Source organism: Blastococcus sp. CT_GayMR20, from assembly GCF_004570345.1.
This window is the reverse complement of the sequence record NZ_SPQM01000149.1, coordinates 1-10,805: the sequence shown is the minus strand read 5'-3', so window position 1 is coordinate 10,805 and position 10,805 is coordinate 1. Positions and strand designations below refer to the sequence as shown.

The window sequence follows — 10,805 nt, the reverse complement described above, 5'->3', positions numbered from 1 at the left end:
CCTCCGACCGCACCCCCGCCGGGAAGATCTCGGCCAGCCGAGACGGCCGCCCCTCCGCCGGACCCGGCACCTCGACGCCACCGAACGGAGCGATCGCCAGGTCGACGCCGTATCCCTCGAACACATGCGCGAATCTACGGAAGGGGTACGACACTTTCGGGCCGCGACTGGGCCTCCGGAGGTCAGTCAGATCAGGGACAGCTGCTCCGTCTCGGGGCCGATAGCGCTCGCCGTCGTCGTGGCCACCATCTCGCCCTTCGGACGCACACCCGGCATGCCGCCCGTCGGCAGGCTGCCCTCCGGGAAGCCGACCTCCGCGTCACCTGGCACGCCCGCGGCGACGGGGTCCGACGCGCCGCGAGCCGTACCTCCCGACTGCCGGTCGAGGCCGTGTTCCCGCAGCAGCGGTGCCACCTGCTGCTGCAACCAGGTGCGGTACTCGGCGGGCACGTACGCCCGACGGGCGTACATCCGCTCGTAGCGCGCGACCAGTTCGGGGTGCGCCCGGCGCAGCCAGGCCATGAACCATTCGCGGGCGCCCGGCCGCAGGTGCAGCGGGATGACCGTGACACCGCTGGCGCCGGACGCGGCGATCGCTCCCAACGCCGCGTCGAGCGAGGCGGTGTCGTCGGTCAGCCCGGGCAGGACCGGGGCGAGGAACACGCCGCACGGCAGTCCCGCATCGGTGAGGGCCGCGACGAGGTCGAGCCGCGCACGGGGGGTCGGCACGCCCGGCTCGAGGGCGGCATGCAGGTCGTCGTCCCAGATCGCCATGGAGACCCCCAGCCCGATGGGGACCTCTCGGGCAGCCTCGACCAGCAGGGGAATGTCCCTGCGGAGCAGGGTGCCTTTCGTCAGGATGGAAAACGGCGTTCCCGACTCGGCCAAGGCGCCGATGACGCCGGGCATCAGACGGTAGCGGCCCTCGGCGCGCTGGTAGGGATCGGTGTTCGTGCCGAGCGCGACGTGTTCCTGCGTCCAGGACGGTCGGGCCAGCTCGCGACGCAGCACGTCGACCAGGTTCGTCTTGACGACGATCTGGCTGTTGAAGTCCTCCCCGGAGTCGAATTCGAGCCATTCATGGGTTCGTCTCGCGAAGCAGTAGGCGCACGCATGACTGCATCCACGGAATGGATTGATCGTCCACGGGAACGGCATCGCGGATTCGCCGGGCACGTGGTTGAGCGCGCTCTTGGCCCGCACCTCGTGGAACGTCAGACCCGGGAAGTCGGGCACCTGGACGCTCCGGAGCAGGCCACGGATGCTCGGCATGCCGGGCAGTGTCGACGGCTCCTCCCGGTCCAGCCGCTGCGCGTCCCATCGCATGACTCCATGCGAACACACGTTCGAACGGATGTCCAGTCCGTCAGGCGGCCTCGTCCGGCTCCGCCTGCAGGTCGACCCGCAGGAGCACGACGCGGGTGACCGCATCCTCGACGGAGCCCGGCGCGCGAGCGGCCAGAGGCCGCTGCGCCAGGTACGCGAGGAGGCCGCGGAGGGCCTCGGCCGGCTGGTCCGCACCCACCACGGCGACGGCGCGGGCACGGAACCGCTCCCCGGCCAGCCACACGTCCACCTCCGCCGGGGCCTGGAGGTTGTGCCACCAGGTCGTGCGCTCGGCGCGCCCGACGATCGCCCACACGGTCGGCCCGGACCGCGCGTACTGGACGACCACCTCGTGCGGCCGACCGGTGCGTCGGCCGTGGTAGCGCATCAGCAGCAGGCGCCGGCCGAGCCACCGACCGGCGGCGCCGCGCAGCAGCGGCGCCAGCACCGGGTCGGCGACCCGGTTCGTGATCCAGGGACCGGCCACGCATCGACGGTAGCGCCGGCTCAGAGCGGCGGGCGGTCCTCGTAGAACGTCGACAGCACGACCGTCGTCCGCGTCGTGACGTTCGCCGCGGCGCGGATGTCCTGCAGCAGTCCCTCGAGGGCGTCCGGTGAGGCGACGCGCACCTTGAGGATGTAGCTCTCCATCCCCGCGACCGAGTGGCACGCCTCGATGGCCGACAGGTGCGCCAGCCGCGCCGGGGCGTCGTCGGGCTGGGCGACGTCGATCGGCGTGATCGAGACGAACGCCGTCAGCGGCAGCCCGAGCGCCTTGGCGTCGACCGTCGCGTGGTAGCCGGTGATCAGGCCCCGCTGCTCCAGGCGGCGCACCCGCTGGTGCACCGCCGACACCGACAGCCCCACCCGCTCGGCGAGGTCGGTGTAGCTGGCCCGGCCGTCCCTGGCCAGGGCGGCGAGCAGCTCGCGGTCGACGTCGACCGGGGGCACGGCCCCGGCGCCGGGCTCAGCCGGGGAGTTCGACGAGCTCACGGGGACCGTCATTGAGCGTGCGGACGCCGTCCTCGGTGCAGACGACGATGTCCTCGATGCGGGCACCGCAGTCGCCCGCCAGGTAGATGCCGGGCTCCACGGAGAACGCCATGCCCGGCACGAGAGGGATGTCGTTGCCGGCCACGATGTAGGGCGCCTCGTGGGTGTCCAGCCCGATGCCGTGGCCGGTGCGGTGGATGAAGTGCTTGCCCCAGCCGGCGTCCTCGATCACGTCCCGCGCCGCCGCGTCGATCTGCTCCGCCGTCACTCCGGGCCGGACGGCGGCCGTCGACGCCGCCTGGGCCGCCTGCAGGACCGCATACCACTCGGCCACCTCGGCGCTGGGCCCTCCACCGACGACGTAGGTGCGGGTGCAGTCCGACCGGTAGCCGGTCGCCGTCTCACCGCCGATGTCGACGACGACGAGGTCACCGGCCTGCACGACCCGGTCGGAGAGCTCGTGGTGCGGGCTGGCGCCGTTCGGGCCGGAGCCGACGATCGTGAAGTCGACGCCGGTGTGCCCCTCGGCGATGATCGCCGCGGCGATGTCGGCGCCGACCTGCGCCTCGGTGCGACCGACCGTCAGCCAGACGTCCATGTTCGCGTGCACCCGGTCGATCGCGGCGCCGGCCAGCGCGAGCTCCTCGATCTCCGCGGGCGACTTCACCATCCGCAGCCGGTCGACGACCGGGCTCGCGAGCCCCAGCGCCGACCCCGGCAGCGCGCGCTGCACCCCGAGCGCGTGCTCGGCCCAGGTCCGGGCGCCGACGGCGACCCGGGCGGGGGCCGAGCCCAGCCGGGCGGTCGCGGCCGACGCCAGCAGGGCGAAGGCGTCGTCCGTCTCGTCCCAGGCGAGGAGCTCGAGGCCCAGCGTGCCGGCCGGGCTCGCGTCGACCATCGGGGCCTCGAGCCGCGGCACGACGAGGAACGGCTCGCCCGTGCGCGGGACGGCGAGGGCGGTCAGCCGCTCCATGGCGTGGGCGTCGTAGCCCGCCAGGTACCGCAGGTCCGACCCGGGGGTGAGGACGAGGAGGTCGACGCCGTTCTCCGCGGCGATCTCCCGGGCGGCGTGCACGCGGTCGATCGTCACGAGGGGGCTGCTCGGAGAGATCGCGGGAGCCACACGCGCAGACTAACCAGCGAGGACGCCGTTCTCCGGAATCGTTTCCAGACCGCTACCGTCCGCCAACGTGACGACCATGCTGCTGGACGCGGCCAGCCTCTACTTCCGGGCCTTCTACGGGGTGCCGACCAGCATCACGACGCCGGACGGGCGACCCATCAACGCCGTGCGCGGGTTCCTGGACATGACCGCCCGGCTGCTGACCGCTCACGCGCCCGACCGGCTGGTCGCCTGCTGGGACGACGACTGGCGGCCCGCCTTCCGCGTCGAGGCGCTGCCCTCGTACAAGGCCCACCGACTCGCGCCCGACGGCAGCGAGGAGGTCGTGCCGGACGATCTGAGCCCGCAGGTGCCGATCCTGGTCGACGTGCTGGCCGCGGCCGGCATCGACCGGGTCGGTGCGCCGGGTTACGAGGCCGACGACATCATCGGCACACTCGCCACCCGCGCCGACCGGCCGGTCGACGTGGTCACCGGTGACCGGGACCTGTTCCAGCTCGTGGACGATGCCCGCGGCATCCGGGTGCTGTACACGGCCCGCGGCATCGGCGACATCGAGCTGGTCGACGAGGCGGTCGTCACCGCCAAGTACGGCATCCCGGGCCGGGCCTACGCCGACTTCGCCGTCCTCCGGGGCGATCCGAGCGACGGTCTGCCGGGCGTCGCGGGCGTGGGCGCGAAGACCGCGGCGGCGTTGATCAACGAGTTCGGGGACCTGGCCGGGATCCGCTCGGCGGTGCAGCGGACCGTCGTCCCCAGGCCGCCGCTGACGGCCGCCGTCCTGAAGAAGATCCACGCCGCGGCGAACTACCTCGACGCCGCACCGGTGGTCGTGGCGGTCGCGAAGGAGATCGACCTGCCCCCGATCGAAGGCGCCCTCCCCCGCACCCCCGCCGACCCGGCGGCCCTGGCGGCCCTGGCGACCGCGCACGGGCTGGAGAGCTCGCTCAAGCGGCTGGGCGCCGCCCTGGGCTGGCCGGCCGACGCGGTGGCCTGACCGGTCGGCTCAGGGCTCCGTCCAGGTGTAGGCCGCGGAGTCCTCGTCCTCGATGCGGATCTGCAGCGTGACGTCCTCGCCGTCGGCCGTCGTGCCGGTGCACTCGTAGGAGGAACCCGACTCCACTGCCATGTCGCCCGGGCAGCTGAGCTCGATGGCGACGCCCTCGCGCTCCTCGAACTGCGCGGCGACGTCGCGCTCGACGGCCGCCCGGTCGAGCACCGTCGACTGCAGGGACAGCACCAGGACGACGACGCCCGCGAGAACGAGCAGGGTGATGCCGGTGATCGCGGCGATCAGGCCGACCTTGGACTTCGGGGTCGGCTGACCGTAGGGCGGTTGGCCGTACTGCGGCTGCCCGTACTGCGGCTGCCCGTACTGGGGCTCTGGCGCCGCGCCGTAGGGCGGTTGGCCGTAGGGCGGCTGCGCGTACTGCGGGGGCTGCTGGACGTAGGGCTGGTACGGCTGCTGGGCCGGCTGGACGTAGGGCGGGGTCGGCCCCTGCCACGGCGCCCGCTGGGGCTCGACCGAGGGCGTCGGCTGGGTCGGGTTCCGGTCCTGATCTGCGCCCGGCTCGTCGCCCTGCGGCGGGTTGGTCATCGTCGCTCCCCGGTCCGGCCTTCCCGCGACGCCGGTCGCGGGCGGAGGAATTGTGCCCTACCGAGGCCCGCCGCGGAGGGTGGCGCAGCGCAGGTCAACCGCCGACCGCGACCGCGACGACACCCCGCCGGATCTTTCCGACGGCGGCCCGGGCGACGCCGGCCACCGGCTCCTCCGCCACCTTGGCCAGCTGGTCCAGCAGGTCGATCAGCTGCCGGGCCCAGCGCACGAAGTCGCCGCCGGACAGCTCGGTGCCGGCCTGCTCGGCGCCCGCCAGCACCCGGTCGAGGCTCTGTCCGTCCGCCCAGCGGTAGGCGGCCCAGGCGAAGCCGAGATCGAGGTCGCGGGTCACTCGCACGCCGTGGTCGGCCTCGACGTCGTGCAGCCGGGCTCGGATCCGGCGCATCTCGCCGATGGCCGCCGCCACCTTCCCGGCCGGCACGGCCGGCAGGGCCGGGTTGTCCCGTCGCGCCTCGAACACGGCCGTGGACGTCGCCGCCGCCAGCTCGGCCGGGTTCAGTCCCCGCCACGCGCCGGCCCGCAGGCACTCGGCGACCAGGAGGTCCGCCTCCGACCAGATGCGCGACAGCCGCCGTCCGTCGTCGGTGACGACCGGGACGTCGTCCACCGCGCCCATGACCTCCGTGTCGGCCGGCACCAGGGGCGCCACCTCGGGCACGAGGTAGCCGAGCTCCTCGAGGACGTCGCAGGTGGCGTCGAACTGCCGGGTCAGCGAGCCCGTGCGCTCGGTCATCTTGCGCTGCAGCGCGTCGGCCTCGCGGACTGCCCGCAGCCACCGCTCGGCGACCCGCACCCGCTCCTCGCGGTCCGGCAACTGGTGCACGGGGTGGTTGCGCAGGGCCTGGCGCAGGTCGGCCAGCACCGGGTCGTCCGCCGCCGCCGACCGGTGCTTGACCCGGCGGGCACCCAGGTCGTTCTCGACGCGGGCGTTCCGCAGGGTGGCGGCGAGGTCGCGGCGGGCATGCGGGCTGCGGTGGTTGAAGTTCTTGGGCACCCGGACCCGCGCGAGCGCGTTCACCGGCGTCGGGAAGTCGATCGACGCGAGCCGGCCGGCCCACTTGTCCTCGGTCAGCACCAGGGGCCGGGGGTCGGCGAGGTCGGTGATCCCCGGGTCGAGGACGACGGCCAGCCCCTGGCGCCGTCCGGACGGCACCCGGATGACGTCACCGGGCCGCAGGGCAGCCAGGGCCTCCGCGGCCTCGATGCGCCGCTTGGCCTGCGAGTCGCGGGACAGGTCCTTCTCCCGGTCGGCGATCTCCCGCCGGAGCTCGGCGTACGCGCCGACGTCCCCGCGGTCGGAGTGCATCTCGGCCGCGGCCCGCTCGGCGTCCTGCTCGTGCTTCGCGGCCGCCCGGGCCAGTCCGACGACGGACCGGTCGGCCTGGAACTGCGCGAACGACGACGCCAGAAGCTCGCGGGCGCGGGCCCGGCCGAACGAGCTGACCAGGTTGACCGCCATGTTGTAGCTCGGCCGGAACGACGACCGCAGCGGGTACGTGCGGGTGCTGGCCAGGCCCGCGACGGTCGCCGGGTCGACCCCGGGCCCCCAGACGACCACGGCGTGCCCCTCGACGTCGATGCCCCGGCGGCCGGCCCGGCCGGTGAGCTGGGTGTACTCCCCCGGCGTCACGTCGACGTGCGCCTCGCCGTTCCACTTGACCAGCCGCTCGAGGACGACGCTGCGGGCAGGCATGTTGATGCCCAGCGCGAGGGTCTCCGTGGCGAACACCGCCTTCACCAGGCCGCGGACGAAGCACTCCTCGACGGTCTCCTTGAACGCCGGCACCAGCCCGGCGTGGTGGGCAGCGAGCCCGGCGAGCAGGCCTTCCCGCCATTCCCAGAAGCCGAGGACGTGCAGGTCCTCCTCCGGCAGGGAGCCGGTGCGGCGGTCGATGATCTCGGCGATCTCCGCGCGCTCCGCCTCGTCGGTGAGCCGCAGACCGGACAGCAGGCACTGGTGGACCGCGGCGTCGCAGCCGTTGCGGCTGAAGACGAAGGTGATCGCCGGCAGCAGCCCGGCGTTGTCCAGCCGGGTGATGACGTCGGACCGGGACGGCGCCCGGTAGCGGGGCCGGTGCGAGGTGTCGCCCCGCCGGGAACCGGGACCGCCGCCGTGCCAGGAGTCGATCCGTCGCTCGTGCTCGCGGACGTAGCGCACCAGCTCCGGGTCGACGACCGAGGCGCCGCGTTCCCGGGTGGACTGCTCGCGCGGGGTGAGCCCCTGCTCCCCCGCGTGCGCGGCCGGCCGCAGCGAGAACAGGTCGAACACGCGGTTGCCCACCAGCATGTGCTGCCAGAGCGGGACCGGCCGGACCTCGCTGACGACGACCTTCGTGTGCCCGCGCACCGTGACCAGCCAGTCGCCGAACTCCTCGGCGTTGCTCACCGTCGCCGACAGCGAGACGAGCGTGACCGACTGCGGGAGGTGGATGATCACCTCCTCCCACACCGCACCGCGGAACCGGTCGGCGAGGTAGTGCACCTCGTCCATGACCACGTAGCCGAGGCCGGCGATGGCGGGCGACTCCGCGTAGAGCATGTTGCGCAGCACCTCGGTCGTCATCACCACCACGGGCGCGTCGCCGTTGATCGCGTTGTCCCCGGTCAGCAGGCCCACCTGCGTCGGCCCGTAGCGCTCGACCAGGTCGGCGTACTTCTGGTTGGACAGCGCCTTGATCGGCGTCGTGTAGAACGCCTTGCGCCCCTCCGCCAGCGCCTTGTGGACGGCGAACTCACCGACGACGGTCTTGCCCGCGCCGGTCGGCGCGCAGACGAGGACGCCCGAGCCCTCCTCGAGGGCCTCGCACGCCTCGACCTGGAAGGGGTCCAGGGAGAAGCCGAGGTCGGCGGTGAAGTCCGCCAGGGTCGGGTGGGCGGTCCGCCGCCGCGCAGCGGCGTACCGCTCAGCGGGGCTGGACATGCCTCCACGTTAGGCGCGCTCCAGGGAAACGGCTCGGGCCGGTCCTCGCGCGTCACCGCGCGGGATCAGGCGGAGATGCGCGGGTCCCGGTCCTCCGTCTGGGCGGCGTCCAGCTTGGCGATCACGCGCCTGATCTCGCCCACGGTCTCGGCCTCGTCGTGACCGAAGGCCGAGAGATAGGCCCGGAGGGCGTGCCGTGCCGTCTCCAGCTCGGCGTCGGTGAGATGTACCGCGTACATGCCCGGATCGTAGGACCGTTGCCCGGCGACGAGTGGGGTCGCGATCGCCGCGGGCCTCAGGTTCTGCCGCTGCCGACCACCCTGAGTGCTCCGGGCACGCACTCGGCGACCGCCGGGAGCGGTGCCACCGGCTCCCCGTCGGCGTAGGTGGTGACCCCGGGGCAGATCAGTTCCACGCGGGCCGCACGGTGCACGGTGACCATCGGGTGCTCGACGTGGGTGCCGAGGGTGAGCCGCGGCTTGGTGCGGATCAGCTCCAGGCGGCTGGTGGCCCCGACGACGGTGACGTCGAACAGGCCGTCGGTCGGGTCGGCGCCGGGGCAGACCTTCATGCCGCCGCCGTACCACGGCGTGTTGCCGACGGCGACCATCGTGACCGGCAGCGTCTGCGACTCGCCGTCCAGGACGAGGGTCAGCTCGTGCGGCCGCAGGCGCGCCAGCTCGGCGAGGACCGCCACGTCGTAGCGCCGCCGTCCGCGGGGCCACCGGAGGCGGTTGGCGCGGTCGCTGACGGCGGAGTCGAAACCGCAGCAGAGGACCGTCGACCACCAGCGGTCGCCGGTGCGGCCGGCGTCGACGATCTGCACCGTGCCGGCGGCCAGGTCCTCGGCCGCCGCGTGCGCCGCCGAGATCGGCGAGTCCGGGATCCCCAGGGCCCGGACCAGGTCGTTCCCGGTCCCGGCGGGGACGACGGCCAGTGGGGTCGACGTCCCGGCGACGGCCTGCAGCGCGGCGTGCACCGTCCCGTCGCCACCCACGGCGACCACGGCCGCCGCACCCTGCGCGACCGCGTCGGCGGCCTGCCGCTCCGCCTCGGCGCCCGTCGTGGCCGGCAGCAGCCGGGCCTCGAGCCCGACGGCGGTGAAAGCGGCGAGCACGTCGGTGGCCAGCACGCCCGCGCGCCCGCGGCCCGCGGCCGGGCTGACGAGGACGGCGACGTCCCCGGAACCGGTCACGTGCGCGCTCAGCGACGCAGGGACGGGGCGTCGTCGAGGGACGACGGCCGGGCGTCGAGCGGCGAGGCCTCGTCGTCGCCGAGGTCGTGGAAGTGCTCCAAGGCGGCGCGCTTGGCCCGCCGCTTGTCCACGATACGGGCCAGCTGGATGGCCAGCTCGAAGAGCAGGATCATCGGGCCGGCCATGGCCAGCATCGTGAACGGGTCCTGGGTGGGCGTGACGAACGCGGCGAAGACGATGGTGAGGAAGAAGATCCACCGCCGGGACTTCTTCAGCGCCTCGTAGCTCAGGACGCCGACGAGGTTGAGCGCCACCGCGATCAGCGGCAGCTCCAGCGAGAGGCCGAACGCCACGAGCAGGCTGATCACGAAGCTCAGGTAGAGCGGCGCGGTGAGCTGGAAGGCGACCTCGTCACCGGCGAGGCGCAGCAGCAGCTCGAGGCCCTTGCGCAGGGTCAGCCACGCGAGGACGGTGCCGCCGGCGAACAGCAGGGTGGAGGCGGCGACGAAGCCGACCGTGTAGCGCTTCTCGTTGCGCTTGAGGCCGGGCGTGATGAAGGCCCAGATCTGGTACAGCCAGAACGGCGCCGACAGCCCGATGCCGGCGATCAGGGCGATCTTCAGCCGGAGCAGGACGCCGCCGAAGACGTCGAGCACAACGAGCCGGCAGTTGCCGTCACCGTCGAGCCGCAGCCGGTCGGGGACGGCGCAGTACGGCTCGGTGAGGAACGTCAGCAGGCCGCGGTCGTACCAGATGAACCCGACGACGGTGCCGAGCGCGATGAAGAAGAGCGCCTTGGCGATCCGGTTGCGCAGCTCGGTGAGGTGGGCGATGAGCGTCATCGTCGCCTCGGCGTCGCGCGGCGGCTTGCGCCGCTTCAACCGGGGCCGGGTGCCGCCCTCGCTCACCGTCGTCCTGCCTGGAACGGGTGGGTCAGCGGGGGCCGTCGGTAACGCGGGTCTGCTCGGCGCGGGCGCGCAGCTCGGCGGCGCGCGCCTCGGCGACCCGGGCCTCCTCGTGCAGCTGCGCGGTCAGGTCGCCGGAGGCAGTGGTGGTGGGAGGGGACGCGGGCGCGACGATCTCGCCGCGCACGGGGGTCGCCTGTGCGGCGTCCTTGGCGCGCACCCCATCGCGGGCATCGTCGTCCTTCATGCCCTTCATCTCGCCCTTGAAGATGCGCAGCGAGCGGCCCAGCGAGCGGGAGGCATCCGGCAGCTTCTTGTAGCCGAAGAGCAACAGGATCGCCAGGATGATCAGGCCGATCTCCAGCGGGCCGAGTCCGCCCATGACAGGTCCTCCAGAGGTGGGGTCGTGCGGAATGCTACGCCGGAGGGTGTTCGGAACCCGCCGTCCGCGCGGATGGGTCGCGATGGCGACCGACATGTCGGCCTGCGTTCAGTCGCCGTTCGCTGTCCCGCCACGCGCCTCGGCGGCGGCCTGTGCGGCCTCGATCTGCGCCAGCAGCGGCCGGGCGTCGCGCTCGGCGGCCGCCATCTCCCGCTGCAGCCGCCCGGCGGCCCCGAGGAGGCCGTAGGCGATCGAGCCCAGGACGACCAGCGCCAGGACGACGGCGACGATCCAGACCATCAGGAGCAGCACGGGCCGACCCTAACCGGCGGGCTCCCCGCCG

General features: G+C 73.5%; 12 protein-coding genes. 1 reads left to right on the top strand and 11 read right to left on the bottom strand.

Going from position 1 to position 10,805, the window contains the following annotated elements; genetic code table 11:
* Nucleotides 1-186: 186 nt before the first annotated feature.
* The 4 genes from E4P40_RS23010 to E4P40_RS22995 are packed head-to-tail and all read right to left on the bottom strand — an operon-like array spanning nt 187 to nt 3,409.
* Nucleotides 187-1,326, bottom strand: a complete 1,140-nt coding sequence (locus E4P40_RS23010; RefSeq protein WP_135160715.1) for an Rv2578c family radical SAM protein — start codon at nt 1,324-1,326, stop codon at nt 187-189.
* A gap of 40 nt (nt 1,327-1,366) precedes the next feature.
* Nucleotides 1,367-1,813 (bottom strand): nitroreductase/quinone reductase family protein, encoded by a 447-nt coding sequence (locus tag E4P40_RS23005; RefSeq protein WP_135160714.1) that lies wholly within the window; start codon nt 1,811-1,813, stop codon nt 1,367-1,369.
* A 20-nt stretch (nt 1,814-1,833) separates the two neighbouring features.
* The gene (locus tag E4P40_RS23000; protein ID WP_245160533.1) at nt 1,834-2,319 is read right to left on the bottom strand and encodes a winged helix-turn-helix transcriptional regulator; all 486 of its coding nucleotides are present in this window, start codon (nt 2,317-2,319) and stop codon (nt 1,834-1,836) included.
* Nucleotides 2,294-3,409, bottom strand: a complete 1,116-nt coding sequence (locus tag E4P40_RS22995; RefSeq protein WP_135160712.1) for a Xaa-Pro peptidase family protein — start codon at nt 3,407-3,409, stop codon at nt 2,294-2,296. The genes E4P40_RS23000 and E4P40_RS22995 overlap by 26 nt, the downstream gene beginning before the upstream one ends.
* A 109-nt stretch (nt 3,410-3,518) precedes the next feature.
* Between E4P40_RS22995 and E4P40_RS22990 the strand changes: the two genes are divergently transcribed.
* On the top strand, nt 3,519-4,439 hold the full coding sequence (locus tag E4P40_RS22990; protein ID WP_135160717.1) for a 5'-3' exonuclease: 921 nt from the start codon (nt 3,519-3,521) through the stop codon (nt 4,437-4,439).
* A gap of 9 nt (nt 4,440-4,448) precedes the next feature.
* On the opposite strand, the gene E4P40_RS22985 is transcribed toward E4P40_RS22990, so the two are convergent.
* The 7 genes from E4P40_RS22985 to E4P40_RS22960 all read right to left on the bottom strand — a co-directional run bounded on the left by E4P40_RS22985 (nt 4,449) and on the right by E4P40_RS22960 (nt 10,774).
* Complete coding sequence (locus E4P40_RS22985; protein ID WP_135160711.1) at nt 4,449-5,039, bottom strand: DUF4333 domain-containing protein; 591 nt, start codon at nt 5,037-5,039, stop codon at nt 4,449-4,451.
* A gap of 94 nt (nt 5,040-5,133) precedes the next feature.
* Nucleotides 5,134-7,980 (bottom strand): DEAD/DEAH box helicase, encoded by a 2,847-nt coding sequence (locus E4P40_RS22980; RefSeq protein ID WP_135160710.1) that lies wholly within the window; start codon nt 7,978-7,980, stop codon nt 5,134-5,136.
* Nucleotides 7,981-8,045: 65 nt separating this feature from the next.
* On the bottom strand, nt 8,046-8,219 hold the full coding sequence (locus E4P40_RS28330; RefSeq protein WP_167762350.1) for a hypothetical protein: 174 nt from the start codon (nt 8,217-8,219) through the stop codon (nt 8,046-8,048).
* 56 nt (nt 8,220-8,275) lie between these two features.
* On the bottom strand, nt 8,276-9,175 hold the full coding sequence (locus tag E4P40_RS22975; protein ID WP_135160709.1) for a diacylglycerol kinase family protein: 900 nt from the start codon (nt 9,173-9,175) through the stop codon (nt 8,276-8,278).
* A gap of 8 nt (nt 9,176-9,183) precedes the next feature.
* Nucleotides 9,184-10,083, bottom strand: a complete 900-nt coding sequence (gene tatC / locus E4P40_RS22970) for a twin-arginine translocase subunit TatC (RefSeq protein WP_245160532.1) — start codon at nt 10,081-10,083, stop codon at nt 9,184-9,186.
* Between the two features lie 25 nt (nt 10,084-10,108).
* Nucleotides 10,109-10,462, bottom strand: coding sequence for a Sec-independent protein translocase subunit TatA (gene tatA / locus E4P40_RS22965; protein WP_135160708.1), 354 nt, complete (start codon nt 10,460-10,462; stop codon nt 10,109-10,111).
* 108 nt (nt 10,463-10,570) lie between these two features.
* The gene (locus E4P40_RS22960) at nt 10,571-10,774 is read right to left on the bottom strand and encodes a hypothetical protein (protein ID WP_135160707.1); all 204 of its coding nucleotides are present in this window, start codon (nt 10,772-10,774) and stop codon (nt 10,571-10,573) included.
* Nucleotides 10,775-10,805: the final 31 nt, after the last annotated feature.